Annotated in this window: 26 protein-coding genes; 5 read left to right on the top strand and 21 right to left on the bottom strand. The window is 68.8% G+C overall.

All coding sequences use genetic code 11. The features are described 5' to 3' along the window. The first annotated feature begins 47 nt into the window (after positions 1-47). A complete protein-coding gene (locus tag Aco04nite_RS00595) occupies positions 48-578 on the top strand; it encodes a PaaI family thioesterase (protein WP_212995231.1) in 531 nt (176 codons plus the stop codon). A gap of 531 nt (positions 579-1,109) precedes the next feature. Here Aco04nite_RS00595 and urtE read toward each other — a convergent pair. The 5 genes from urtE to urtA are packed head-to-tail and all read right to left on the bottom strand — an operon-like array spanning position 1,110 to position 5,698. Beyond that, a complete protein-coding gene (urtE, locus tag Aco04nite_RS00590) occupies positions 1,110-1,805 on the bottom strand; it encodes an urea ABC transporter ATP-binding subunit UrtE (protein WP_212995230.1) in 696 nt (231 codons plus the stop codon). Then, complete coding sequence (urtD, locus tag Aco04nite_RS00585) at positions 1,806-2,546, bottom strand: urea ABC transporter ATP-binding protein UrtD (protein WP_212995229.1); 741 nt, start codon at positions 2,544-2,546, stop codon at positions 1,806-1,808. Further along, complete coding sequence (urtC, locus tag Aco04nite_RS00580) at positions 2,543-3,577, bottom strand: urea ABC transporter permease subunit UrtC (protein ID WP_212995228.1); 1,035 nt, start codon at positions 3,575-3,577, stop codon at positions 2,543-2,545. Before urtC ends, urtD begins: the two co-directional genes overlap by 4 nt. Further along, positions 3,574-4,455: an urea ABC transporter permease subunit UrtB gene (gene urtB / locus Aco04nite_RS00575; RefSeq protein WP_212995227.1), complete on the bottom strand. Its 882-nt coding sequence runs from the start codon at positions 4,453-4,455 to the stop codon at positions 3,574-3,576. The genes urtC and urtB overlap by 4 nt, the downstream gene beginning before the upstream one ends. 31 nt (positions 4,456-4,486) lie before the next feature. Beyond that, positions 4,487-5,698 carry an urea ABC transporter substrate-binding protein gene (urtA, locus tag Aco04nite_RS00570; protein ID WP_212995226.1) on the bottom strand — a complete coding sequence of 404 codons (1,212 nt, stop codon included), beginning with the start codon at positions 5,696-5,698 and terminating at the stop codon, positions 4,487-4,489. A 129-nt stretch (positions 5,699-5,827) separates the two neighbouring features. On the opposite strand from urtA, the gene Aco04nite_RS00565 reads away from it, so the two are divergent. Next, positions 5,828-6,361 carry an alpha/beta hydrolase gene (locus Aco04nite_RS00565; protein WP_212995225.1) on the top strand — a complete coding sequence of 178 codons (534 nt, stop codon included), beginning with the start codon at positions 5,828-5,830 and terminating at the stop codon, positions 6,359-6,361. Here Aco04nite_RS00565 and hisS read toward each other — a convergent pair. Further along, positions 6,344-7,675, bottom strand: coding sequence for a histidine--tRNA ligase (hisS, locus tag Aco04nite_RS00560; RefSeq protein ID WP_212995224.1), 1,332 nt, complete (start codon positions 7,673-7,675; stop codon positions 6,344-6,346). The genes Aco04nite_RS00565 and hisS overlap by 18 nt on opposite strands. A 13-nt stretch (positions 7,676-7,688) precedes the next feature. Beyond that, a complete protein-coding gene (locus Aco04nite_RS00555) occupies positions 7,689-8,381 on the bottom strand; it encodes an MBL fold metallo-hydrolase (protein WP_212995223.1) in 693 nt (230 codons plus the stop codon). Positions 8,382-8,663: 282 nt separating this feature from the next. Here Aco04nite_RS00555 and Aco04nite_RS00550 point away from each other — a divergent pair, with 282 nt between their 5' ends. Further along, positions 8,664-9,539, top strand: a complete 876-nt coding sequence (locus tag Aco04nite_RS00550; RefSeq protein WP_212995222.1) for a peptidylprolyl isomerase — start codon at positions 8,664-8,666, stop codon at positions 9,537-9,539. 66 nt (positions 9,540-9,605) lie between these two features. Then, entirely contained in the window at positions 9,606-10,439 is an 834-nt protein-coding gene (locus Aco04nite_RS00545) for a peptidylprolyl isomerase (protein WP_212995221.1), read from the top strand. Between the two features lie 109 nt (positions 10,440-10,548). On the opposite strand, the gene Aco04nite_RS00540 is transcribed toward Aco04nite_RS00545, so the two are convergent. The 8 genes from Aco04nite_RS00540 to ruvC all read right to left on the bottom strand — a co-directional run bounded on the left by Aco04nite_RS00540 (position 10,549) and on the right by ruvC (position 20,815). Then, positions 10,549-13,083, bottom strand: a complete 2,535-nt coding sequence (locus Aco04nite_RS00540) for a RelA/SpoT family protein (protein ID WP_244875639.1) — start codon at positions 13,081-13,083, stop codon at positions 10,549-10,551. 1,062 nt (positions 13,084-14,145) lie between these two features. Further along, complete coding sequence (locus Aco04nite_RS00535; protein ID WP_212995220.1) at positions 14,146-14,709, bottom strand: adenine phosphoribosyltransferase; 564 nt, start codon at positions 14,707-14,709, stop codon at positions 14,146-14,148. 79 nt (positions 14,710-14,788) lie between these two features. Then, positions 14,789-15,973 carry a protein translocase subunit SecF gene (secF, locus tag Aco04nite_RS00530; RefSeq protein WP_212995219.1) on the bottom strand — a complete coding sequence of 395 codons (1,185 nt, stop codon included), beginning with the start codon at positions 15,971-15,973 and terminating at the stop codon, positions 14,789-14,791. A 1-nt stretch (position 15,974) separates the two neighbouring features. After that, the gene (gene secD / locus Aco04nite_RS00525) at positions 15,975-17,840 is read right to left on the bottom strand and encodes a protein translocase subunit SecD (protein ID WP_212995218.1); all 1,866 of its coding nucleotides are present in this window, start codon (positions 17,838-17,840) and stop codon (positions 15,975-15,977) included. A gap of 252 nt (positions 17,841-18,092) precedes the next feature. Continuing rightward, positions 18,093-18,503 carry a preprotein translocase subunit YajC gene (yajC, locus tag Aco04nite_RS00520; protein WP_212995217.1) on the bottom strand — a complete coding sequence of 137 codons (411 nt, stop codon included), beginning with the start codon at positions 18,501-18,503 and terminating at the stop codon, positions 18,093-18,095. Between the two features lie 106 nt (positions 18,504-18,609). Continuing rightward, positions 18,610-19,668 carry a Holliday junction branch migration DNA helicase RuvB gene (gene ruvB / locus Aco04nite_RS00515; protein ID WP_212995216.1) on the bottom strand — a complete coding sequence of 353 codons (1,059 nt, stop codon included), beginning with the start codon at positions 19,666-19,668 and terminating at the stop codon, positions 18,610-18,612. Further along, positions 19,665-20,270: a Holliday junction branch migration protein RuvA gene (gene ruvA / locus Aco04nite_RS00510; RefSeq protein WP_203837819.1), complete on the bottom strand. Its 606-nt coding sequence runs from the start codon at positions 20,268-20,270 to the stop codon at positions 19,665-19,667. Before ruvA ends, ruvB begins: the two co-directional genes overlap by 4 nt. Continuing rightward, on the bottom strand, positions 20,270-20,815 hold the full coding sequence (ruvC, locus tag Aco04nite_RS00505; RefSeq protein ID WP_212995339.1) for a crossover junction endodeoxyribonuclease RuvC: 546 nt from the start codon (positions 20,813-20,815) through the stop codon (positions 20,270-20,272). The genes ruvA and ruvC overlap by 1 nt, the downstream gene beginning before the upstream one ends. A gap of 120 nt (positions 20,816-20,935) precedes the next feature. Here ruvC and Aco04nite_RS00500 point away from each other — a divergent pair, with 120 nt between their 5' ends. Then, positions 20,936-21,463, top strand: a complete 528-nt coding sequence (locus Aco04nite_RS00500) for a hypothetical protein (RefSeq protein WP_212995215.1) — start codon at positions 20,936-20,938, stop codon at positions 21,461-21,463. Positions 21,464-21,574: 111 nt separating this feature from the next. On the opposite strand, the gene Aco04nite_RS00495 is transcribed toward Aco04nite_RS00500, so the two are convergent. The 6 genes from Aco04nite_RS00495 to Aco04nite_RS00470 form a co-directional block, all read right to left on the bottom strand. Beyond that, positions 21,575-22,126 (bottom strand): Uma2 family endonuclease, encoded by a 552-nt coding sequence (locus Aco04nite_RS00495; RefSeq protein ID WP_212995214.1) that lies wholly within the window; start codon positions 22,124-22,126, stop codon positions 21,575-21,577. 31 nt (positions 22,127-22,157) lie between these two features. Beyond that, positions 22,158-22,910 carry a YebC/PmpR family DNA-binding transcriptional regulator gene (locus Aco04nite_RS00490; protein ID WP_212995213.1) on the bottom strand — a complete coding sequence of 251 codons (753 nt, stop codon included), beginning with the start codon at positions 22,908-22,910 and terminating at the stop codon, positions 22,158-22,160. Between the two features lie 18 nt (positions 22,911-22,928). Beyond that, positions 22,929-23,534, bottom strand: coding sequence for a pyridoxal 5'-phosphate synthase glutaminase subunit PdxT (gene pdxT / locus Aco04nite_RS00485; RefSeq protein ID WP_280519295.1), 606 nt, complete (start codon positions 23,532-23,534; stop codon positions 22,929-22,931). Further along, complete coding sequence (gene pdxS / locus Aco04nite_RS00480; RefSeq protein ID WP_212995212.1) at positions 23,531-24,427, bottom strand: pyridoxal 5'-phosphate synthase lyase subunit PdxS; 897 nt, start codon at positions 24,425-24,427, stop codon at positions 23,531-23,533. Before pdxS ends, pdxT begins: the two co-directional genes overlap by 4 nt. 86 nt (positions 24,428-24,513) lie before the next feature. Then, positions 24,514-25,053: a hypothetical protein gene (locus tag Aco04nite_RS00475; RefSeq protein ID WP_212995211.1), complete on the bottom strand. Its 540-nt coding sequence runs from the start codon at positions 25,051-25,053 to the stop codon at positions 24,514-24,516. Positions 25,054-25,086: 33 nt separating this feature from the next. Continuing rightward, positions 25,087-26,241: a glycosyltransferase family 4 protein gene (locus Aco04nite_RS00470; RefSeq protein ID WP_212995210.1), complete on the bottom strand. Its 1,155-nt coding sequence runs from the start codon at positions 26,239-26,241 to the stop codon at positions 25,087-25,089. Positions 26,242-26,245 lie beyond the last annotated feature (4 nt).

Here is a 26,245-nt window from a genome sequence, read left to right as displayed (position 1 = left end):
GCCTAGGTCTCGTTGACAGATGCAGCCAGTCCTGCCAACCTGCGTCCATGACCCAGACTCAGGACGAGACCCGGACCCGCACCTTCGGGTGGTCGGACCCGGCGCAGAACGCCGCCCTGCTCGGCAACCGCTCCGGCCTCGAACTGCTCCAGGCCATGTCCCGCGGCGAGGTCCCCGCTCCCCCGATCATGCACCTGATGGACATCGAGAAGTTCGAGGTCGTCGAGGGCAGCGTCACGGTCGGCGTCCGCCCCCAGGAGTTCCACTACAACCCGCTCGGCACGGTCCACGGCGGCGTGCTCTCGACGCTGCTCGACACCGCCGCGGCCTGCTCGGTGCACAGCACCCTGCCCGCCGGGGTCGGCTACACCAGCCTCGACCTCAACGTGAAGTTCCTGCGCGCCGTCACCCTCGCCTCCGGCATGATCACCGCCACCGGCTCGGTCCTGCAGCGCGGCCGCCGCACCGCCCTCGCCGAGGCCCGCATGACCGACTCCGCCGGCCGCCTGGTCGCGCACGCCACATCCAGCTGCATGCTGTTCGAGATGCCGTCACAGCCCTCGCCGACGGCCGCCTGATCGCCCACACCACTTCCACCTGCATGCTCTTCGACCTTCCCTAGGGCCCTGAGTAGTTCGGACCCGGCGGATCACCTTTCCCTGGCCGATGCCGGTGGCGTCCCGGACACGGATCGTCGTGCCGTGTGCGGCCCACTTGTCCACCCATGAAGTCGCCCGACTGGTGGGTGTCACGGTCGATGGTCACGAAACCCGCCAGGTGCTGCAGTCCATGCCGCGAGGCTGAATGTTGCGCCGGACACCGGGATGCGAGAACTTTCTGCGGTGTGGTCTGTCAAATCCGGCCAATCGCGTCTGACAGCAAAAGCATGTGTTTCCCGGCCAGACGCGATTGGCCTGCGCTTGACACCTGACGCCGCAGAAGATTGCGACACAGCTCGTTTCGGCGCAACTTCGTGCCGTTGACCAGCTCCAGCCGTCATCGCCGCCCATTTCGGCACCGCCGGACGTCGGGCAGCCGGAACGACGCGACCGCCGCACGGAAACGGCCCCTGCCACGACGCATTGCAGCTCGCCGGCAGGCCACTGTGGTCAGACGGCCAGGAGGCGGCGTACCCCCTCGTCGTTGTGGAGTTCGGTGGCGGCGCCGGCTCGGACGACCTCGCCGGCGTCGAGGATGACGAAGTGGTCGGCCAGGCGGAGGGCCAGTTCGAGGTATTGCTCGACCAGCAGGATGGTCAGGCCCGTGGCGTGGAGTTGGCGGATTGCGGCTTCGATCTCCTGGACGATGGATGGCTGGATGCCCTCGGTCGGCTCGTCGAGGAGGAGCATTCTCGGCTCGGTGACCAGGGCTCGGGCGATGGCGAGTTGTTGTTGCTGGCCGCCGGAGAGGAAGCCTGCGCGGCGTTTGAGCAGGCCGCGCAGGGCTGGGAAGAGGTCCAGTGCCTCGTCGAGGGTGCCGGGGCGGGCCTTCGGGGTGGACTCGCGGGCCACCTGGAGGTTCTCGGCGACGGTGAGCTGGGGGAAGGTTTCGTGGCCCTGGGGGACGTAGCCGAGGCCGGCGCGGACCCGCGCGTGGACGTGGGCCCTGGTGATGTCCCTGCCGTCGAACAGCACTGTGCCCTGGCGGGCCGGGAGGACGCCCATGACGGCCTTGAGCAGGGTGGTTTTGCCGACGCCGTTGCGGCCCATCAGGCAGACCAGGGAGCCCGGGGGCGCCTGGAGGTCCACGCCGAACAGGACGCGGGCCCGGCCGTACGCGACGTGCAGGTCCTTGACCTCGAGCATCTAGACCCTCTCCTTGCGTCCGAGGTAGACCTCCTGCACCCGGGGGTCGGCCTGCACCTCGGCGACCGTCCCCTCGCACAACAATCGGCCCTCGTGCAGGACCGTGACCGTGCTGGCGAAACGGCGCAGGAACGCCATGTCGTGCTCCACCACCAGGACCGTGTGGTCCTTGGCCACCGACTGCATCAGTTCGCCGGTGCGGTCGCGTTCGTCGCGGCTCATGCCCGCGACCGGCTCGTCGAGCAGGAGCAGGCGGGGGCGTTGCACGACCAGCATGCCGATCTCCAGCCATTGGCGCTGACCGTGGGACAGCACCCCGGCCGGGCGGTCGGCCAGGTCGCCGAGGCCGATCGTGTCCAGCGCCGAGGCCACGTCGTCGGAGATGCCGTGGCGGCGGCGCAGCAGGCCCGTCATTCTTCGGCGGAAGCCCGCTGCCAGGTCGAGGTTGTCGAGCACGCTGAGCTCGTCGAAGACCACCGAGGTCTGGAACGTACGCCCGACGCCCGCGCGCACGATCCTGTACTCCCGTTTGCCGACCAGTTCCTCGCCCGCGAACTGCACCGAGCCCGACGCCGGCCTGGTCAGCCCGGTGATCACGTCGATCAGCGTGGTCTTGCCCGCGCCGTTCGGTCCGATGAGGAACCGCAGCTCCCCCGCTTGCAGGGTGAAGTCCAGATCCGTGATCGCGTGGAACCCCGAGAACACGACGTTGAGACCGCGTACTTCAAGAAGCGCACTCATGCTTGTACCTCGACTTTTCGCCGGGACGAGAGGGCGTCGCGGAACTGGTGGGACAGGCCCGCCAGGCCGCGCGGTGCCCACACCATGACCGCGACGAACAGTGCCCCCTGGACGTAGAGCCAGCCGTCCGGCCACTGCTCGCTGAAGATGGTCTTGGCGTAGTTGAACAGCAGCGCACCGGCGACCGCCCCGGCCAGCGAATATCGCCCGCCGATCGCCACGCCCACCAGCAGCTCCAGCGAGGCGACGATGCCCAGGTTGGCGGGCGACAACAGGCCGACGAGGGGTACGAACAACGCGCCCGCGATCCCCGCCAGCCCCGCCGACACCGCGAACGCGACCGTCTTCACGAGCGCGGGGTCGTACCCCAGGAAGCGAACGCGATCTTCGCCGTCCCGGATGGCGACGAGGAGCTGTCCGTAGCGGCTGCGCACCAGTTGGCGTACCGACAAATAAGACGCACCCAGCACGAGAGCCGTGACCAGATAGAGGATCCGCCGGTCCGCGTCCTCGTAGAGGTCGAGGCCGAAGAAGAACTGGAAGTTGGTGAGCCCGTTGGTGCCGCCGGTGAGGCCCTGCTGGCCGATCAGCAGGATGACGAACGCCGCCGCGAGCGCCTGGGACAGCACCGCGAAGTACGCGCCGCGCACCCGTTGCCGGAAGACGAGCAGACCGAGCAGCGTCGCGACCAGCACCGGCAGCACGATCACCATCGCCAACGCGAAGACCGGGTTGGCAAAGGGTTTCCACAGCAGCGGGAGCTCCTCGACGCCGCTCCACGACATGAAGTCGGGCAGTTCGCCGTCCTGCAGTTTGAGGTGCATGCCCATCGCGTAGCCGCCGAGGCCGAAGAACACACCTTGGCCGAGGGTCAGCATGCCGCCGCGGCCCCACGCGAGGGAGATGCCGACGGCGACGATCGCGTAGCAGAGGTATTTGCCGAGCAGGTCGAGGCGGAACGGCGACAGCACCAGCGGCGCGACCACCAGTAGCAGGATCGCCGCGACAGCGAATACGGCCCTGTTTCTCATGTGAGCGCCCTCGACTTCAGGACGAACATGCCCTGCGGCCTCACCTGGAGGAACGCGATGATCACCGCGAAGACGACCACCTTGGCGAAGCTCGCGCCGTTCGCCGTCCAGAATTCCACGAAGCTGTTCAGCACGCCCAGGACAAAGGCCGCGATCACCGCACCCTTCAGCTGACCGAGGCCGCCGGCCACGACAACGAGAAAGGCGTCCACTATGTACGCGGTCCCGAACGTCGGCCCCACCGGCCCGATCAACGTCAGCGCCACGCCGGCGACCCCGGCCAGCCCGGAGCCGATGAAGAACGTGGCCTGATCCACGCGCCCGGTCGCCACCCCGCTGACCGCCGCGAGCTGTCTGTTCTGCATCACCGCCCGCATCCGCCGGCCCTGGCGCAGCTTGCTCAGGTAGAGCGAGATCGCCACCACGCACCCGATCGCGAGCACGAGGATGAACAGCCGGTTGTACGCGATCCGCACCCCGGCCAGGTCGACGCCCCCGGTCAGCCAGCCCGGCGCGTCGACCTGCACGTTCGGCGCGCCGAAGATGTCCCGGGCCGCCTGCTGCAGGATCAGGCTGATGCCGAACGTCAGCAGCAGCGTGTCCAGCGGGCGGCCGTAGAAGCGCCGGATGATCAGCCGTTCCAGGATCAGGCCCAGCACCCCGCCGACCGCGAACGCGACCGGCAGCGCGACGAGCACCGCCTGGTCACCGGCGAGCGGTTGCAGCACATAGGCCGTGTATGCCCCCGCCATGATGAACTCGCCGTGCGCCATGTTGATCACGCCCATCTGGCCGAACGTGAACGTCAGACCCAGCGCGGCGAGCAGCAGCACCGCCCCGATGCTCGCCCCGATGACGAGCTGGTTGAGGGTTCCCATCAGGACAGGCCTCCCTCTTCGAGTATTTTCATCAGGAGAGCCCGGCAGCCCAGGCGTACCCCTTGAGGTAGGGGTCGGGTTTGATCGGGGCGCCGGAGTTCCAGACCTCCTTGATCTGGCCGTCGGGCTGGATGAGGCCGATCCGCGCGGTCTTGTAGACGTGCTGGTTCTCGCCGTCGATGGTGACCTTGCCCTCGGGCAGGTCCAGCGAGATCCCGCCGGCGGCTTTCTTGACGGCGTCGACGTCCACGCTGCCGGCCTTCGCCGCCGCGGCGGCCCACAGCTTCACGGCGTTGTAGCCGGCCTCCATCGGGTCGGAGGTGACCTTGTCCGCGCCGTACTTCGCCTTGTAGGCCTTGACGAACGTACTGTTCGTAGTGCCCTCGGTGGTCTGGTAGTAGTTCCATGCCACCAGGTGACCCGCGACGTTGGCGGGCCCGATGCCGGTGACCTCCTCCTCGGCGACGCTGACACTCACCGTGGGCATGGTCTGCGCGGTGAACCCGGCGCTGCGCAGCTGCTTGAAGAACGCGACGTTGCTGTCGCCGTTGAGCGTGTTGAAGACGACGTCCGGCTTGGCCTGCCCGAGCTTGTTGACGATCGTCGAGTATTCGGTGGTCCCCAGCGGCGTGTACTCCTCGCCGGAGATCGTCATGCCGTTCGCGGCGGCGTACGCCTTGATGATCTTGTTGGCGGTCCGCGGGAACACGTAGTCGCTGCCGACCAGGAAGACCGACTTCTTGCCCTGCTGCTTGAGGTAGTCGAGGGCGGGCACGATCTGCTGGTTCGTGGTCGCGCCGGTGTAGAAGATGTACGGCGAGCTCTCCAGCCCCTCGTACTGCACCGGATACCAGAGCAGGGCCTTGTTGCGCTCGAAGACCGGCAGCATCGCCTTGCGGCTGGCGGACGTCCATCCGCCGAACGTCGTCGCGACCTTATCCTCGTTGATCAGCTTCTGCGCCTTCTCGGCGAACGTCGGCCAGTCGGACGCGCCGTCCTCCACGACGGGCTCCAGCTTCTTGCCGAGTACGCCGCCGGCGGCGTTGACCTCCTCGATGGCGAGCAGCTCCGAGTCGCGTACGGTCACCTCGCTGATGGCCATGGTGCCGCTCAGCGAATGCAGAATGCCGACCTTGATGGTGTCGCCGCCGCTCCCACCGCTCCCGGAAGGATCGTTGGCGCAGCCACCGGCGAGCAGGCCGGCGGCAAGCAGCGTGATGAGGGTCCGTCTGACAGGTGACATGGGACTTGTCCCTTCGCCCGCGGGTTCGTGCCCCGAAAGCTAGGAACAGCCGATTTCACCCAGCGTATCGACACGTGTCCATTGCGTTAACGGCATCCCAGAGTGCACATAGGATCTATATTGACCCCCATGATCGCGGGAATTGTCGTCCCCGGGGGCACCGGGCATCTCACCACCCTGCCGGATCTCGGCTGGGAGGCGCTGCGCGATCGCGAGGCGCACATCGAGACCGTCACCTGGTCGCCACCCCGGGGCATCCTCGACCTCGACGTCGACCCCGAGCCGTTCGTCCGGGTGCATGTCGAGCTGGCCCTGCGACGGCTGCCCGCCGGCGCGCAACCCGTGGTGATCGCCAAGTCGTTCGGGACGTACGCCGCCGCACTGGCCGCCGAGCACTCGCTGCCCGCGATCTGGCTGACGCCACTGCTCACCCGGCCCGCAGTGGTCGACGGGATCACCCGCAACACGGCGCCGCAGCTGCTCGTCTGCGGGACGGCCGACGAGTGGTGGGACGCCGATGCCGCCCGGGCAACGGGAAAGCGAGTGCTCACCGTCGAGAACGGCGAGCACTCGCTCCGCGTGCCGGGGCCGCTGCGCAACTACACCGAGGTGCTCGGGGTGGTCGGCACGGCGATCGAGGAGTTTCTAGACGCCCTGGACTAGCGGCGTGCGGTCCTGCGCCGGGGGCTCCCAGGTCGCGGCGTCGGCCTCGACCTGCTCACCCGAGCGGATGTCCTTGATGGTGTCCGGCTCACCGTCGGCACCCGGGAACCAGACGTACGGGATGCCGCGGCGCTCGGCGAACCGGATCTGCTTGCCGAACTTCGCCGCCGTCGGGGCGACCTCGGTGCTGATCCGGCGGGACCGCAGCGACCGGGCGATCTGATCGCAACGGACACGCAAATCCTCCTGGGGCAGCGCGACCACCACGGTGGTGGGGACGCTGCGCGAGATCGTCAGCGCGTCCCGGCCGAAGAGCAGACCGAGAATGCGGGAGACACCGATGGAGATGCCGACGCCGGGGAAACGCTCATTACCCGACGACGCCAGGTTCTCGTAGCGGCCTCCGGAGCAGATCGAGCCGTAGCGCTCGTACCCCTGGAGCTCGGTTTCGTAGACCGTGCCGGTGTAGTAGTCCAGCCCCCGGGCGATCTTGAGCTCGGCCCGGATCAGCCCCGGAGCGTGCTCGTTCGCCGTCTCCACGACCCGGGCCAGCTCCTCGAGGCCCTCGGTGAGCAGGTCGTTGTCGACGCCCAGCTTGCGGACCCGGTCGACGAACGAGGCATCGCTCGTGGAGATCTGCGCGAGTTGCAGGCACGCCTCCGCCTGCGCGGCCGACGCGCCCTTGGCAACCAGCAGCTCGGCGACCTTCACCGGCCCGATCTTGTCCAGCTTGTCGACCGTACGCAGGACCTCGTCCGGGTCCTCCAGGCCTAGGCCGCGGTAGAAGCCCTCGCACACCTTGCGGTTGTTGACCAGGATCGTCGCGGGCGGGATGGGCAGCGACCGGAGCGCGTCACCGACCACCAGCGGCATCTCGGTGTCGTAGTGGAACGGCAGGTTGTCCCGGTCGACCACGTCGATGTCGGCCTGCAGGAACTCGCGGTAGCGGCCCTCCTGCGGGCGTTCACCGCGCCACACCTTCTGGATCTGGTAACGCCGGAACGGGAACTGCAGCTTGCCGGAATTCTCCAGCACGAACCGCGCGAACGGCACCGTCAGGTCGAAGTGCAGCCCGAGGGCGTTGTCGTCCTTCTCGGCGTTCGGGTCCTCCTGCAGCCGGCGCAGGACGTACACCTCTTTGGAGGTCTCGCCCTTGCGCAGCAACTGGTCCATCGGCTCGACCGCACGCGTCTCGAGCGGCGCGAAACCGTACAGCTCGAACGTCGAACGGATCCGCTCGATCAGGTTCTGCTCGATCATGCGCTGGGCCGGAAGGTATTCCGGGAAGCCGGACAGCGGGGTGGGCTTGCTCATGATGCTCCTTGAGTTACAGGCCCGGCGCTGCCGTCAGTTCCCGCAGGTACGGGTTCTGGGCGCGCTCACGGCCGATCGTCGTCTCGGATCCGTGGCCGGGCAGCACCACCGTGTCGTCCGCCAGCGGCAGGATCTTCTCCCGCAAGCTGGTCATCATCACGGAGGTGTTACCACCCGGCAGGTCGGTGCGGCCGATGGAGCCGGCGAAGAGCACGTCACCGGTGAGGCAGATCTGCTCCGCCTCCCACGACGTGCCGGAACCCGGCACCCGGAAGATCACCGACCCGCCCGTATGGCCCGGTGCGTGGTCGACGGTGATCTCCAACCCGGCGAGGCTCAGCGTGGCGCCGTCGGTCAGCTCCGCGACGTCGTCCGGCTCGGTGTAGGTGAACCGTCCACCGAGCATCTGGTCGAGGCTCATGCCCATACCCTTCATCGGGTCGGCGAGCATCTCGCGATCAGCCGGATGAACGTACGCGGTGATGCCGCGAGCACCGCACACCGGCGCGACGGAGAACGTGTGGTCGAAGTGGCCGTGGGTCAGCAACACCGCGGCGGGCTGCAACCGGTGCTTGGCGAGCACCTCGTCGAGCTGATCGATCACGCCGATGCCCGGGTCGACGATCAGCGCCTGTTCACCAGGACCGGTCGCCAGCACATAACAGTTGGTGCCGAGCGCAGCTGCGGGAAAACCGGTGACGAGCACTCCGCACCCCTTCCTTCTTCACCCGTTGCTTCAGCCCATTCTTTTCACCCGGAAGCCTAGCTGGACGCAACGTACACACCGGCACGGAACCTCGCACACCACTTTCCCAGGCGTTACCCGTACACTCTTGCGGGCGTGTGGCTTGGCGCTCTGGCTCTTTTATTCCCGCTCGCGCGTCACGGGCATTTGGGTCGCGTCACAGGCATTTGGGTCGCGTCACGGGTTTTCGTCGCGTCACAGGATCTATCGTCGCGTCACAGGATCTAGGAGGGGGAGCACTCGGTGGCTTCCAGCAAGGACCGGCAGCGGAAGCTGGCGCGTGACAAGTTCGACCGCCAGATGGCGCGCCGGGCCGTCAAGCAGCGCCGGCGTCGGCAGATCCAGGCCGGTGTGGGCGCCGCGGTGGCGCTGATCGTCATCATCGGCGGTGTCGCCTGGCTGGGCGGTGCCTTCGACGGCGACGAGACGAACACCGACGCCGCCAATTCCGACATCTGCGCGTGGACCCCGCAGAGCACCGAGAGCAACAAGAGCCTGAAGGACGTGGGTGAGCCCCCGACCACCGGCATCCCCACCTCCGGCACGCGGGCCATGACGCTCACCACGGACCAGGGCGACCCGATCGTGGTGACGCTCGACCTCGCCGACGCGCCCTGCAACTCCGCCGACCTCGGCTATCTCGCGAGCAAGCAGTTCTACGACAACACCACCTGCCACGAGATCACCGCCGACGGCGCGATCCGCTGCGGCGACCCGACCGCCACCGGCCAGGGTGGCCCGACGTACAGCATCTACAACGAGAACGTGCCGCTGGCGCCCTCCTCGTCCGCTTCGCCGGCCCCGACCGCCGCAGCGCCGCTCTACCCCAAGGGCACCGTCGCGATGATCGGCGACCCGCCGGGCACCAACGGCAGCCAGTTCCTCATCTTCTTCAAGGACTTCACCACGGCCGACCCGGAGTACTCCATCGTCGGCCAGGTCACCGGAGGCCTGGACACCGTCACCAAGATCAGCAAGATCCCGACGGTGGCGAACGCCGCCGGCGACAAGGTGACCCCGAAGACGAAAATCGCCGTCAAGAGCGTCACCGTCGGCGAATTCACCCCCGAGGGCGGCGCCTCACCGGCCGCCGCGCCCTCGGCTTCCAGCCAGTCCTGAGTTTTCCGGAGCAGAATTCCACCGAACCGCCCCCCTCACCGCACGAAGGCATACAGGAGGAACACCGTGTCGTCGATCAAGGACAGGCAGCGCGCGGCGGCGCGGGCGCGCCTCGAGAAGGAGATGGCCGAGCGCGCCGTGGCCGCTAAGAAGCGCCGGCAGCGTCAGGCCATCATCGGCTCCGCCCTCGCCGTCGTCGTCATCGCCGGCGCGGCGGTGTGGATCGTCGCCGCCCTCAACAAGGACGACGACAAGTCCACCACCGCCTCCTCGGCCCCGCCCGCCGGCACCGTCGCCTGCCAGTGGATCCCCGAGGACGGCAGCACCGGCGCCAAGGTCACCGACGTCGGCACCCCGCCGGCCAACGTGCCCAACACCGGCAAGGACACGCTGACCATGGACACCAGCCTCGGCGCCATCACCGCGACGGTCGACCTGGCGAAGGCACCCTGCACCGGCGCGGCCTTCAGCTACCTGGCCAGCAAGAAGTTCTGGGACGGCACCAAGTGCCACCGCCTCACCACCGAGGGCATCAAGGTCCTCCAGTGCGGCGACCCGAGCGCCAAGGGCAAGGGCTACCGCGACACCGACGGCACCGGCGGCCCCAGCTTCCGCTACGCCGAGGAGAACCTGCCGACCAACGCCTCGCCCGCCTACCCCAAGGGCACCATCGCCATGGCGAAGACCTCGTCGCCCAGCAGCACGGGCAGCCAGTTCTTCATCGTGTACGCCGACACGGACCTCCCCGCCGAATACACCGTCCTCGGCACCATCACCAAGGGCATGGACATCGTCGAGAAGGTCGCCAAGGCCGGCACCGACAACGCCAACGGCCAGGGCGACGGCCACCCGAAGACGGAGGTCGACATCAAGACCTTCACGATGGCCGCGGCTTCCTGACCCGGTACCACTGAAAAAGGGCGGACCCCGCGGGGTCCGCCCTTTTCGTATGCCTTCTTGCCTTCGTATGCCTTCGTATGCCTTCGTGCCGTCAGGCGCCTTCGTGCCGTCAGGCGCCGGAGGTGACCCGGTAGGCGTCGAACACGCCGTCGACCTTGCGGACGGCGGCGACCAGGTGGCCGAGGTGCTTCGGGTCGGCCATCTCGAACGTGAAGCGGCTGACCGCCACCCGGTCCCGGGTCGTGGTGACCGTCGCGGAGAGGATGTTGACCCGCTCCTCCGACAGCACCCGGGTGACATCCGCCAGCAGCTTGTGCCGGTCGAGCGCCTCGACCTGGATGGCGACCAGGAACGTCGACGCGGACGTCGGCTTCCAGCTCACCTCGACGACGCGTTCCGGCTGGGCGCGCAGGTCCTCGGCGTTGGCGCAGTCGTCGCGGTGCACGCTGACCCCGCCCGAGCGGGTCACGAAGCCGAACACCGCGTCACCCGGCACGGGGGTGCAGCAGCGGGCCAGCTTCACCCACACGTCGCTGACATCCTTGACCACGACGCCCGGGTCCTGCGCCGACGTGCGGTTGCGGGGCGGGCGGGTCGCGACGGCGGTCTCGGCGATGTCCTCGACCGCGCCTTCCTCGCCCCCGAAGCCGGCAACGAGTTTCTGCACGACCGACTGCGCGGAGACCACGCTCTCGCCGACCGCCGCGTACAGCGAGGCCACATCGGCCAGGTGCAGGTCACGCGCGATCGTCGTGAGGTTCTCGCTCGTCAGCATGCGCTGCAGGGGCAGACCCTGCTTGCGCATCGCCTTGACGATCGCCTCCTTGCCGTCCTCGATCGCTTCCTCGCGACGCTCCTTGTTGAAGTACTGCCGGATCTTCGTCCGCGCGCGCGGGCTCTTGACGAAGCCCAGCCAGTCCTGCGTCGGGCCGGCCGTCGCCGACTTCGACGTGAAGATCTCGATGACGTCGCCGTTGGACAGCGTCGACTCCAGCGGCACCAGCTTGCCGTTGACACGGGCGCCGATCGTCTTGTGACCCACCTCGGTGTGCACCGCGTAGGCGAAGTCCACGGGCGTCGACCCGGTCGGCAGCGGGATGACGTCGCCCTTGGGGGTGAAGACGTACACCTCCTGGCTGGACAGGTCGAAACGCAGCGCGTCCAGGAACTCGCTGGGGTCGCTCGCCTCCCGCTGCCAGTCCAGCAGCTGCCGCAGCCACGTCATCTCGTCGATGTGGGCGGGCGGCCCGACGATCGTCGCGCCCTTCTGCTCCTTGTACTTCCAGTGCGCGGCGATGCCGAACTCCGCCGTACGGTGCATCGCGAACGTCCGGATCTGCATCTCGACCGGCTTACCGGTCGGGCCGATCACCGTCGTGTGCAGCGACTGGTACATGTTGAACTTCGGCATGGCGATGTAATCCTTGAACCGCCCCGGCACCGGCTGCCAGTTGGCGTGGATGACCCCCAGCGCCGCGTAGCAGTCGCGCACCGTGTCGACCAGGATCCGTACCCCGACCAGGTCGTAGATGTCCCCGAAGTCGCGCCCCCGCACGATCATCTTCTGGTAGATCGAGTACAGGTGCTTCGGCCGCCCGGTGGTCTCAGCCTTGATCTTCGCCGACTTCAGATCCAGCGACACCCGGTTGGTCACCTGCCGCAGCAACGCCTCGCGCTGCGGCTGGTGCTCCCCGATCAGCCGGTTGATCTCCTCGAACCGCTTCGGGAACAACGTCCCGAACGCCAGATCCTCGAGCTCCCACTTGATCGTGTTCATCCCGAGCCGGTGCGCGAGCGGCGCCAGGATCTCGAGCGTCTCCTTGGCCTTCTGCTCCTGCTTCGCCCGCGGGAGGAAGGTCAGCGTCCGCATGTTGTGCAGCCGGTCCGCAAGCTTGATGACCAGCACCCGGGGGTCCTTCGCCATCGCCACGACCATCTTGCGGATCGTCTCCGCCTTGGCCGCGTCACCGAGCTTCACCCGGTCGAGCTTCGTCACCCCATCGACGAGCAGCGCGACCTCGCCCCCGAAGTCGGTCCGCATCTGCTCGAGCCCGTAGTCGGTGTCCTCGATCGTGTCGTGCAACAGCGCCGCCACCAGCGTCGTCGTATCCATGCCCAGATTGGCCAGGATCGTCGCCACCGCGAGCGGATGCGTGATGTACGGATCCCCGGACTTGCGATACTGCCCGGAATGCCACCGCGCAGCCACGTCGAACGCCCGCTGCAATGCCCGCCCGTCAGCCTTGGGATGACTCGCCCGATGCGTAGCGATCAGCGGCTCGAGCACCTCACTGACCTGAGTCGTCTGCCACGGCGCATTGAACCGAGCCAGCCGCGCCCGCACCCGCCGCCCGGTCGGCGCACTGGCCAGCCCGAACCCACCAGGAGCCTCCACCGGCGTGAACGGCTGAGTGGCCTCGGGATCCTGCACCACAGGCCCGTCCCCCGCCGAACCATTACCCACGGGCGCCACGGCCGCAGCGCCAACCCGCGCGGGCGCGGACTTCGCCGCCGTCGGCTTGCTGCTTACGGCCGACTTCGAGGCGGTGGGCTTGGTCGCGGCGGGCTTGCTGGCAGGGGGCTTGGTGGCGGCAGTCGTGACGCTGGCGGTCGTGGCGCCCTCGGTTGCGGGCTTGGCTGTCACGGGCTTGGCTGTCACGGGCTTGGCCGCTGCCGACGTGGCCGCTCCGGCCGTAGCCGCTCCAGGCGTAGCCGCTCCAGGCGTAGCCGCTCCAGGCGTAGCCGCTCCAGGCGTAGCCGCTCCAGGCGTAGCCGCTCCAGGCGTAGCCGCTGCCGGCGTGGCCCCTCCGGGCGTAGCCGCTGCCGGCGTGGCCCCTCCGGGCGTAGCCGCTGCCGGCGTGGCCCCTCCGGGCGTAGCCGCTGCCGGCGTGGCCGTGGTGGGCTTGGCGGAGGTGGGCTTCGTGGTGGACTGCTTAGCCGCAGCGGGCTTCGCAGCTGCGGCGGGCTTTGCCGTCACGGCGGGCTTCGAGCCGTTTGCCGTAGCGGCGTCAGCCTTGGTAGCTGGGGACTTCGCCGTTGTGGCCTTGGCAGCCTTCGCCGCCGCAGCAGGGGCGCCAGCACTGTGGGAAGCCCCGGCGCCGACCGGACCGGAATCAGCCGGAGTCGCGAGCTCGGCCCCGGCCGCGCTCCCCCCGACGCCTGCGCTCGCCGAGGGGGTTGCGCTGTCGGGGGCGGAGGTTGGCTGATCAGCGTTCACCGGGCCGGACGCCGAGGTCGAGCCGGCGTCGTTCGCCTGGGCACCATTCACCGTCGAACCCGCATTCACCGTTGGGATGGCCGAGTCGTTGAGAACCGCATCTTCATCAACCAGGTCGCCGACGACCGTGCCGCTAGCAACCGGGCCGCCGCCCGCAACCGGATCTCCGGCAACCGGGCCGTCAGGAACCGGGCCGCCGCCTGCAACCGGATCTCCGGCAACCGGGCCGCCGACGACCGTGCCGTCAGCAGCCGAGTTGGGGGCAACCAGGTCGGGCTGTGGCGTCGGCGCCGGGGGTGTCGGCGTCGAGGATCTGGTCGCGTCGGTCGGGTGCACCGTGCCCTCCGTCGGAGGGGCGACGTCGCTGGACACCGGCCTCCTCACGTCGCTTCTGCTCACCTGGTTGGAAACGCCATCCTACTCGCCGTATCTTCCCGGTTGCCCCGCCCCGAGCCGCGCAAAGCACGCCGCTACACGGACGTAAGCGGATCAAACGGTCAGCATGGCGTGAACGGTTCGGGGGGTGAGGCGGTCGCGGCCGTTGAGGAAGCTCAGTTCGAGGGGGACGGTGAAGCCGGAGATCGTGCCGCCGGCTTGCTCGACCAGGTCCAGGGCTGCGCCGGCTGTGCCGCCGGTGGCGAGGACGTCGTCGAGGACCAGGACGCGCTGGCCTGCGATGAACGCGTCCTGGTGGACTTCGAGGGTGGCTTCGCCGTACTCGAGTGCGTAGGAACAAGAGAAGACCGCTCGGGGGAGCTTGCCCGCCTTGCGGATGGGGACGACGCCCTTGCCTGTCGCGTAAGCGACGGCTGCTGCCAGGATGAAGCCGCGCGCCTCGACGCCGGCCACCACGTCGAAGGAGTCGGCGCCGTGGTGCTTGATGATCTCGTCGATCACCTGGCGGAAGACGTCGCCGTCGGAGAAGAGGGGCATCAGGTCCTTGAAGACGATGCCCGGCTTCGGGAAGTCCGGCACGTCCAGGACCCGGCTGGCGACGAGCTGGGCGACTCCGGGTCCGCTGTCCCCGCGTACATCTGCGGCGTTGTCTGTCACGCGCAACAGCTTAGGGCCCGGCAGAAAGCGAAAGCCCGCCGTCCCCTGGGGGTCCGGCGGGCTTTCGTGGGGCGATGCGTCAGCGGCGCTTCTGGCCGCCACTGGGGCGGTTGCCGGCGCTGCCGCCGCGGTTGGTGCTGCGCTTGGCCGCCGGGCGGACACCCGGGCGGGGCGTCGTGCTCGGGGTGGAGCCGGCGAAGGCGGGGACGTCGTCGCCGTCCTGCTCGGTGGTCGTGCGGGTGCGGTCGCCGCGGGCCACGTCGCCGGAGCGCGAGGATCGGCGGGACAGGACCCGGGCGTTGTGGGACTTGATGCGGGGTTCCTGGTCCTTGAGCGCCGAGAGCAGCGGTGCGGCGAACATGATCGAGGACAGGACGCCGAGGCCCATGCCGACGAACAGGACCAGGCCGAGGTCCTTCAGGGTGCCCGCGCCGAGCAGGCCGGCACCGATGAAGAGCAGGCCGCCGACCGGGAGCAGAGCCACCAGGCCGGTGTTGATCGAGCGCATCAGGGTCTGGTTGACCGCGAGGTTGGTGGCTTCGGCGTACGTCCGGGAGCTGCCCGCCGTGATGCCCTTGGTGTTCTCCTGGACCTTGTCGAAGACCACGACGACGTCGTACAGGGAGAAGCCGAGGATCGTCAGGAAGCCGATGACCGTCGAGGGGGTGACCTCGAATCCGATCAGCGAATAGACGCCCGCGGTGAGCACCAGGTCGAGGAGCAGCGACGAGACCGCCGCCACCGCCATCCGCCACTCGAAGCGGATGACCAGGTAGCCCATCACCACGACCAGGAAGATGCCGAGACCGAGCAGTGCCTGCTGGGTCACCTGGCCGCCCCAGGCCGCGGAGACCCGGTCGTCGCTGATGTCGTCGGGCGAGACGTTCAGATCCTTGACCAGCGCGTCCTTGACCGCGGTCGACTGGGCCTGGCTGAGCGTCCCGGTGCGCACGGTGTAGCTGGCGTCGTTGCCGTCGCCGACCTTCTGCGCCGCACCGATGTTGTCCTCGTCGGTGGAGGCCCCGGCCTCGTCGATGGCCTTGGCCACCGCGCTGCGGGCGTTGTCGGTGCTGCCGACGCTGGCCGGCAGCGAGAACTTGGTGCCGCCGGAGAACTCGATGCCGAGGTGGAACTGGCGGAAGACGAAGCTGCCGATGGCGATGAGGACGAGCACCGCCGCGATCGCGAACCACCTGTTACGGCGGCCCACGATGTTGAGGTTCGCCTCGCCCCGGTAGAGGCGATCGGCAAGGCCGTTGGCCATGTCAGGCCTCCTTCTCGGTCGGCTGGCGCTTGAGGGCGCGGCCCAGACCGCTGACGCGCGGGGACATGAACGCCTTCGTGTTCGCGAACATCGTCATGATCGGGTGACGGAACAGGAACACCACGACGAGGTCGAGGACCGTGGACAGGCCCAGGGCGAACGCGAAGCCCTTCACCGCGCCGATCGACACGATGTAGAGCACGACGGCACACATGATGGTGATGGTGTTGGCGGAGATAATCGTACGCCGCGCCCGGGCCCATGCCCGGGGTACAGCACTACGGGCACTTCGACCCTCGTGGATCTCGTCCTTGAGGCGTTCGAAGTAGATGACGAACGAGTCGGCGGCGACACCCAGTGACACGATGAAGCCGGCGATACCTGCCAGGGTCAGCGTGAAGCCCGTGGTGCGGCCGAGCACGACCAGCGCCCCGAACGTCAGCAGACCCGACAGCAGCAGGCTCAGGAAGATGACCGAGCCGAGCAGGCGGTAGTAGAAGAACGAGTAGATCGCGACCAGGCCGAGGCCGATCGCGGCGGCGAGCAGGCCCGCCTCGAGCTGTGCGATGCCCAGCGTCGCGGAAACCGTCTCGCTGGACAGCGGCGTGAACGTGACCGGCAGCGCGCCGTACTTGATCTGGTCGGCGAGCTCCTTGGCCGAGGTCGCGTCGAACGAGCCGCTGATCTGCGACTGGCCGCTCAGCACGCCCTGGATCTCGGGGGCCGAGATGACTTCCTTGTCGAGGACCACCGCGACCAGGCAGTGCGTCGCACCGCTGGAGAGCGCGGCGGCGGCGGTGAGACACGGGCTGTCGGCGGCCGGCTGGAACGCCTCCCGGGTCAGCGCGGTCCACTTGGCCTGGCCGCTGCTGGTGAAGTCGAGCGAGACGACCCACTGGCTCTGCTGGTCGAGCTGCGGGCTGGCGGTGTCGATGTCGGTGCCGAGCACCTTGGCGACGTCCATCAGCAGCTTGGCGCCGGTCTGGCAGGAGACGACCTTCGACTTCTCGTCGTCGATCGCGCCGCTGGGCCGGCCGTCGAGCTGCGTGCAGCTGATCGTCGGCACGTAGAACTGCATCTCCGGGGTCAGCGCGTTGACCTCGGCGCTGTTGAGCGCGTTGAACGGCTTGTAGATGTTCGCCGCGGTGGTGTCCGTGGTCGTGTCCACCGGCGCGGTGAGCTTCTCGGCGGCCTCCCAGGCTGCCTTGCCGACCTTCTTCTCGATCGCGGCGCGCTGTTCCTTGATGTCCGCGGTGACCGGGGCCGGAGCCGCCGCCGAAGCGGACGGGGCCGGCGTCGGCTCAGCAGAGGGACTGACGCTGGGCGACGGCGCCAGTTCTCCGCCGCCCTGCCCGCCGGTGGAGGCCGACGGCGCTGCCGAAGCCGCCGCACCCTTGCCGGCGGAGGCGCTGGGTGCCGGGCTGCCGCTCGGGGCGGTGCTCGGCGCGGCGGCCTGCGGGTTCATCACCGAGTCGGCGGTGTCGCCGTTGGCACCGAGAACCATCCGGAACCGCATCTGCGCGGCCTGGCCGACGTTCTTCAGCTGGTCGTTGGCCTTGCCCGCGACGGAAACCACGATGTTCTGGTTGCCCTCGATGACGACCTCGGCCTCGGCCACACCGAGCGCGTTGACCCGCTGATCAATGATCTTGCGGGACTCCTCCATGCTCTGCTGGCTGGGCACCTGGCCGTTGGCGAGCAGGGACGCCCGGTAGGTGGCCTGGGTGCCACCGATCAGGTCGAGACCGAGCTTGGGGTGCAGCCGCTCCTCGTAGCCGAGTCCCTTGGTTCCCGGCCCCCAGAACACCAGCACGTAGAGGATCGCGAAGAGGAGACCGAGCACGGCGAGTTGCCGTCCGGGATGCATTTGCCCCTGTGGTGGTCTTGCCACGTCTTTCGAACTCCTCGTGCTGGGGCTGCCGCGGGAGCGCGGCGGCAGGTGGGGATCGGGGAAGGCAGGCGGTGTCGGACCGGACGCGAAGTTCCGGCCGTTTTGCCCGGCGACGATTATTCACAACAATGGGCCGCTTGGGGAGCTTTCCCGCCCGCGGCCCGTAGCGTACGTCTCGAACAGGCAACGCCGTGGCCCGCCGGGACCGGCGGGCCGCAACGAAACGGATCAGTCCTTGGACTTGCGCGTCTCGACGACCGGGCTCTGGATCGGCTCGTCGTCGACGGGGACGACGGACTCCTCGGCCACGGTCTCCTCGGCAACGGGCTCCTCGGCCACGGCCGACTCCTGCTTCACCACCCGGGCGATCGCCGGACGGGCGTAGCGGGCGTTGACGCCGGGGTAGATCTCGACGGTCACGACGTCATCGCCGACCTCGACGACCGTGGCGTGCAGGCCGCCGATGGTCACGATCTCGTCGCCGGGACCCAGCGTCGACTGCATGGACTGCGCCTCGCGGCGACGCTTCTGCTGCGGGCGGATCATCATGAAGTACATGACGCCGAAGAGCAGGACGATAAGGAGCAGGGGCGCGAAGCTACCGCCGCCGCCCTCCGCTGCTGCTACTACTGAGAACACGAAGTGAAACCTTCCGTGGGGCCTTCACCGCGGCTGAAGGCGCACGGCGCGGCGAGTCTAATCCCTGAATCTGGGAAGTCGGGGCGCGGCACACGTCACGTTCACATTACGGAGAGGTATTTTCCGCACGCGTGAACAGGTCGGGTAGCTGAGCGGCGATGCCCCGGCCCTCCGGCGGCGTCTTGCCGAGGTGCAGCCAGCCCGCATCCGTGGCCACCCGGCCCCGGGGCGTACGCGCCAGCAGCCCCGCCCGCACGAGGAACGGCTCGCACACCTCCTCGACGGTGTCGGACTGCTCCCCCACCGCGACGGCCAGCGTGGAAAGACCCACCGGCCCGCCCCGGAACGACTCGATGAGCGCCCGCAGCACGGCCCGGTCGAGCCGGTCGAGGCCCAGCTGGTCGACGTCGTAGACCTTGAGCGCGGCCTTGGCGGTGTCGTGGTCGACCACCCCGTCGCCGCGCACCTCCGCGTAGTCACGCACCCGGCGCAGCAGCCGGTTGGCAATACGCGGTGTGCCCCGCGACCGGCCGGCGACCTCAGCGGCGCCCTCGGCCGTGATCGGCACGCCGAGGATGCGCGCCGAGCGGTGCAGCAGCGAGTCGAGGTCGGCCGGCGAGTAGAAGTCGAGATGCGCCACGAACCCGAACCGGTCCCGCATCGGGCCGGAGAGCAATCCGGCCCGGGTGGTCGCCCCGACCAGCGTGAACGGCTCCACGTCGAGCGGGATCGCGGTCGCGCCGGGCCCCTTGCCGACCACCACGTCGACCCGGAAGTCCTCCATCGCGCTGTAGAGCAGCTCCTCGGCGGGCTTCGCGATGCGGTGGATCTCGTCGATGAACAGGACGTCGCCCTCGGCCAGGCTGGTCAGGATCGCCGCGAGGTCACCCGAGCGCTCGATGACCGGCCCGCTCGTGGTCCGGATCGCGGTCCCCAGCTCCGCCGCCACGATGTTCGCCAGGGTCGTCTTGCCGAGGCCGGGAGGGCCGGAGAGCAGGATGTGGTCGGGCGGGGTGCCCCGGCCCATCGCGCCCCTGAGAAGAAGATCAAGCTGATCGCGTACGCGATGCTGCGCGATGAAGTCCGCCAGGCGACGCGGCCGGACACTGGCCTCCGCGTCGAGATCCTCGTCCTCGGCGAACGGGGAGACGACCTCGTCGGTCATCGCGCGCGACCCAGCAGCCGGATCGCCTGCCGCAGCAGGATCGGGACCGGCGGTGTCTCACCGCCGTCGAGCGACTCCGCGACGGCGACGACGGCCTGGTCGGCCTGTTGTGTGGACCAGCCGAGCGCGATGACACCCTGGCGCACCTGCTCCTGCCAGCCACCGCTGAGCGACCCGGCCACCCCGTCGGCACCGGTGGAGACGGCACCGATCTTGTCCCGCAGCTCCAGGACCAGCCGCTCGGCGCCCTTCTTGCCGATGCCCGGCACCCGGGTCAGCGCGGTGAGGTCCCCGGAGGAGATCGCGCGCCGGATCGCCTCGGGCTGGTGGACGGCGAGCACGGCCTGGGCCAGCCGCGGCCCGACCCCACTCGCGGTCTGCAGCAGCTCGAACAGCTGCTTCTCCTCGTCGTCGGCGAACCCGTAGAGGGTCAGCGAGTCCTCCCGGACGACGAGACTGGTCGCGAGCCGCGCCTCGGTGCCGGCCTTCAGCGAGGCGAGCGTCCCGGGCGCGCAGTGCATCGACAGCCCGACCCCGCCGACCTCGATCACCACACTGTCCGGGGAGATCGCGGCGACAACGCCACGCACGCTGGCGATCATCAACGGGCTCCTGTCCTGCGCGGTTTGCGAACGGTAGCGGCTTTGACCGCGGCTGCCTGCAGAAGGCTGCGGGTCCCACCACGCCAGATGTGGCAGATGGCGATAGCCAGCGCGTCGGCGGCGTCCGCGGGGCGGGGCGGGCCGTCCAGGCTGAGCAGCCGGGTGACCATGCTGGTCACCTGGGCCTTGCCCGCCGTGCCGGACCCGGTGACGGCGGCCTTCACCTCACTGGGCGTGTAGGTCTGCACGGGCAACCCGGCCCGCGCCCCCGCCAGAATGCCGATCCCACTGGCCTGCGCGGTGCCGGTGATCGTCTGCGTGTTGTGCTGGCTGAACACCCGCTCAACAGCGACGCTGTCCGGCTTGTGCTCCGCGACGAGCTCCCCGAGCGACTTGTCGAGATGCAACAGCCGCAGCGCGATGTCCTCATCGGGCTCGGTGTAGACGACGTAGTAGCCGATCAGCTTGCAGGGCCGCCCCGGCTGCCCCTCGACCACCCCGACCCCGCACCGGGTCAGACCGGGGTCGATGCCGAGCACCCGCACATTGCCCCCTTCGATCGGACGTGTGTTCGACACCCTATTACGCCGCCCCCGCACACCAGCAGCCGACACACACCGGACAGAAGCTTGCGTTGTGACCGGCCTCACATAACCCTGGAAGACGTGGCCTATCTGTTCCCACCGATGAACGACGAGCCGCCACCGGACTACAGAGAGTTCGTGGCAGCCCGCCTCGACCTGCTCGAACTCCAAGCGGTCCGGCTCACGGGCGGGGACCACACGGCCGCTCGCTCGCTGACCGTGGACACCCTCACGGACCTGGCCGGCCACTGGCGCCGGCTGCACTGGAAATCCCGCCTCCAGGGCCGCGACGCCCGGGTCGACTACCTCCAGCGCCGCCTGGCCATACGGACCAGACACTGGCGCGAGGAACAGCTCTACCCGGTCGAGGTCAGGGCCCATCAGCGCACATACAAAACCGTTGCCGGGGTCTCGGTGGCACAGCGGCTCGCGCTTTTGATCCCCAGCACCGTACGCGAAGAGCTGGGCGTCGTCGCAGAAGCAGAAATCGCCTGGCTCCACGCCTACCGCCACTTCATCTGGCGCCGCTACGCCCGAGTAGCCGCCACCAGCCTGCTGGTCTTCATCGCCATGGTCCAGTTCTTCACTCAGGCCTCGGCGGGCAACTGAACGCTCCCCCTGTCATACATCTGCTCGAGCCGCAGACGCGCGGCACGACGCTTGTCACGCTCCTGCTCGAGGGGCTGAGCAGCACGCTCAGCCCCTTTGTCACAGCATCAACTACCGAGCCTGATACTCCGTCTCCAGATCGGAGAGGAGCAGGCTGCGCTCACACACGTAAGCAGCCTTGCCGCCAGAGGACGACAGGACATGGATATGAACGAGAGCGTCATGCTTCGCACGATCAGAGGTGCGCTCGACGATCCAGTACTCCGGGATGCCCCACTCGGCATACCAGGCCATCTTGTCGGTGTATTCGCCGTTGAGCGAATTCTCTGACACAACCTCACCCACCAAAAGAAACGCCGACCCAGGCAGGTTCGAGATCTCGTCAAAGTCTTGAGGTAGGGCGTCGATGACACCGAAGTCAGGCAAGCGGTTGTCGCGCGGACGATTACTACGGATGCCCGGATCCTGCAAAGCCTCGGCGCCGGTGGCAAGAAGCATTTGCACGAACCGTCGCACCATGACCTTATGCCAGTAGGTCGACGGCGTCATGATGACGAGGTTTCCCTCGTGCAGCTCATAGCGATAGCCCTTGGGCAGGGTAAGGAGATCCTCGACATCGAGTTCCTCGATCGGGGGTAAATTCAAGCCCATAACGGCAAGCATCTCCTCACCCTACTCGTCATGCGTCAACATGTCACTCGTCAAGAGCTGCCAGGACGTCGTCCGGGATGTCGAAGTTGGCGTAGATGTTCTGGACGTCGTCGGAGTCCTCGAGGACGTCGATGAGTTTGAGGACCTTGCGGGCGGCTTCCTCGTCGACCGGGACCGTCATCGTGGGGATGAGGGAGGATTCGGCGGAGTCGTAGTCGATGCCGGCGTCCACCAGGGCGGTGCGGACCGCGACCAGGTCGGTGGGTTCGCTGACGATCTCGAAGGTGTCGCCGAGGTCGTTGATCTCGTCGGCGCCGGCTTCGAGGGCGGCCATCATGAGGTCGTCCTCGGTGAGGGTGCCCTTGGGGACGAGGATGACGCCCTTGCGGTTGAAGAGGTAGGAGACCGAGCCCGCGTCGGCGAAGGTGCCGCCGTTGCGGGTCAGGGCCGTGCGGACCTCGGTGGCGGCGCGGTTGCGGTTGTCGGTGAGGCATTCGATGAGCAGGGCGACGCCGTTGGGGCCGTAGCCCTCGTACATGATCGTCTGCCAGTCGGCGCCGCCGGCTTCGAGGCCGGAGCCGCGCTTGACCGCGTTGTCGATGTTGTTGTTGGGGACCGAGCTCTTCTTGGCCTTCTGGATGGCGTCGAAGAGGGTGGGGTTGCCGGCCGGGTCGCCGCCGCCGGTGCGCGCCGCGACCTCGATGTTCTTGATCAGCTTGGCGAACATCTTGCCGCGCTTGGCGTCGACGACCGCCTTCTTGTGCTTGGTCGTCGCCCATTTGGAGTGGCCGGACATGCAAACCTCCGTGAATCGCTACCGTGCGTCTTGGGCCTGGCGGACCAGCTCGACGAAGTACCGGTGAACGCGGAGATCTCCGGTCAGCTCCGGGTGGAATGCCGTGGCGAGCAGGTTCCCCTGCCGAACGGCGACAATCCTACCGGCGGCGGGTCCTTCGGTTACGCGGCCCAGCACCCGGACGCCGGGGCCGGTGTGTTCGACCCATGGCGCGCGGATGAAGACGGCGTGAAAATCGTCGCCCTCGACGTCCTCGATGCGGACGGGGGCCTCGAAGGAGTCGATCTGCCGGCCGAACGCGTTGCGGCGCACGGTCATGTCGATGCCGGCGAAGGATTCCTGGTCGGGGCGGCCGTCGAGGACCGTGGTGGCGAGCATGATCATGCCGGCGCAGGAGCCGTAGACGGGCATGCCGTCGGCGATGCGCTTGCGGATCGGGTCGAGCAGGCCGAACGTGATGGCGAGGTTGCTCATGGTGGTCGACTCGCCACCGGGGATTACCAGCGCGTCGACGTCGTCGAGCTCCGAAGGGCGGCGGACCGGCCGGGCCAGGACGTCGCTCCCGGCCAGCGCCGCCAGGTGCTCACGGACGTCACCCTGCAGGGCGAGGACGCCAATGTTCACCAGCCACGCTCGGCGAGGCGGTGCGGCTGGGGGATCTCGTCGACGTTGATGCCGACCATGGCCTCGCCCAGGCCCCGGGAGACCTTGGCGATCACGTCGGGGTCGTCGTGGAACGTGACGGCCTTGACGATCGCCGCGGCGCGCTGGGCCGGGTTGCCGGACTTGAAGATGCCCGAGCCGACGAAGACGCCCTCGGCGCCGAGCTGCATCATCATGGCCGCGTCGGCGGGGGTGGCGATACCGCCGGCGGTGAACATGACCACGGGCAGCTTGCCGGCCTCGGCGACCTCCTTGACCAGGTCGTACGGCGCCTGCAGCTCCTTGGCGGCGACGAAGAGCTCGTCCTCGGGCAGGGAGCTGAGCCGGCGGATCTCGCCGCGGATGGTGCGCATGTGGGTGGTGGCGTTGGAGACGTCACCCGTGCCGGCCTCACCCTTGGAGCGGATCATGGCCGCGCCCTCGGTGATGCGGCGCAGGGCCTCGCCGAGGTTGGTGGCGCCGCACACGAACGGGGCGGTGAAGGCCCACTTGTCGATGTGGTTGGCGTAGTCGGCCGGGGTCAGCACCTCGGACTCGTCGATGTAGTCGACGCCGAGGGACTGCAGCACCTGGGCCTCGACGAAGTGACCGATGCGGGCCTTCGCCATGACCGGGATCGAGACGGTGGCGATGATGCCGTCGATCATGTCGGGGTCGCTCATCCGGGACACGCCGCCCTGGGCGCGGATGTCGGCGGGGACCCGCTCGAGGGCCATGACGGCGACGGCGCCCGCGTCCTCCGCGATCTTGGCCTGCTCGGGGGTGACCACATCCATGATCACACCGCCCTTGAGCATCTCGGCCATGCCGCGCTTCACGCGGGCGGTACCGGTGCTGGTTCGGCTCTCGGACACGGTGAATCGACTCCTCACAGGGATGTAAACGCGAGACAGCCGAATTTTAGGCCGGGAGACAGCCCGCACCGATGGCCAATCGACCCCTAGGTGGCCTTCAGCGCCAGCCCGGCCTCGGCGGGAGAAGCGGAAGCGCGCTGGGTGACAGCCGGCACGGAGACCAGCGTCGGATCGACCATCTCGAAGTAGCGCGGCTGCTCGTAGCGACGGGCCATGCCCAGCATGCGCACCAGCGGGCGGCGGCGGGCGGTCAGCGCGTCCCGGACCAGGTCGGTGTGCACCTGGCGGGCCAGCACGACCCGCCGGCTGGTCTGCACCAGCGTGCGGGTGGCCGGGTCGGCACCGGTCAGCGCCGCGGCCTTGAGCTGGCGGGTGAGGTCGTTCTCCGCGGCCTCACGCTCGTCGTCATCGGCGTCGAGGGCCAGCCGGGCAGCCGCGTAGAGCTCGACGGAATCGGTCTGCTCGGCGACCACCGCCGCGGCTGCCGCCCGGCGCAGCAGATGCGCGTCGAGGGCCCGGGAGGCGGACTGAGCGCGGACGTGAACCCGCTCCACGCGGTGCGCGGTCCAGGCGAGGTAGGTAGCCAGAAGCGCCACCACCACGACCGCACCCGTTACCCACCACATGCCGGGATCGTAGTGCCTGAACGCACCACACGGTCACGCTCCGGGACGTGGTTCCGCCCACTCTTCGTCCATGACGCGCCCATCCGTCGCCTCGATCGCGGTGGCGTAGACCTCGAGGACGCGCTGGGCGACGCTGGGCCAGTCGAAGGCCTGGACCGCGATCGTCGCGCGGGCGGCCAGCTCAGCGCGGCGGGCCGGGTCGTCGAGCAGCTCGCCGAGCAGGACGGTGAGCGCCTCCGCGTCGCCGGTGGGGAACAGCGCACCGGCCCGGCCGCCGTCGAGCACCCGTTTGAACGCGTCGAGGTCGCTGGCGGCGATCGCCGCGCCGGCTGCCATCGCCTCGGTGAGGATCATGCCGAAGGACTCGCCACCGGTGTTGGGCGCCACGTAGATGTCGACGCTGCGTAGCATCCGGGCCTTGTCCGCCTCGCTGACCAGGCCCAGGAACTCGATCCGGGGGCGCAGCTCCGCCGGGAATTGGTCGTAGAGGCCCTCCCGGTCACCCGGACCGGCGACCAGCAGCCGCAGGCCGGGGCGTTCGCGGGCCAGGGAGACGTACGCCGTACGCACGATCTCGAACCCCTTGCGCGACTCGGTGAACCGGCCCAGGAAGCCCAGCGTCCCGCCCTCCCCCGGCCACCCGGGCAGCGCGGGCACCCCGGCGAACTTGGCCACCGCTACCCCGTTGGGGATCTCCACCGCGCCGCCGCCGAGATGCTCGACCTGGACCTTGCGGGCGAGCTCGCTGACCGCGATCCGGGCGGTGATCTTCTCGATCACGAGCTGGAGCAGGCCCTGGGCGGCCGACAGCGCCCGCGAGCGGGTCATCGCGGTGTGGAACGTGGCGACCACCGGGCCCCGGGCCGAGAGGACGGCGAGCAGGGACAGGCTCAGCGTCAACGGCTCGTGCACGTGCAGCACGTCGAACTTGCCGCGGGCGATCCAGCGGCGCACCCGGGCGGTGGAGACCGGCCCGAACGCGATGCGCGCCACCGAGCCGTTGTAAGGAAGGGGCAGCGCGCGACCGGCCGCGACGACGTACGGCGGGAGCTCGGAGTCCTCGTCGGCGGGTGCCAGCACGCTCACCTCGTGACCGAGACCGATCAGTGCCTCGGCGAGGTCGACGATGTGGTTCTGCACGCCGCCCGGCACGTCGAACGAATACGGCGAGACGATCCCGATCCGCACGCCC

It is taken from the genome of Winogradskya consettensis (assembly GCF_018332715.1).
Lineage (GTDB): Bacteria > Actinomycetota > Actinomycetes > Mycobacteriales > Micromonosporaceae > Actinoplanes > Actinoplanes consettensis.
The sequence above is the reverse complement of the archived record's forward strand: the minus strand, read 5'-3'. Positions and strand labels throughout refer to the sequence as shown.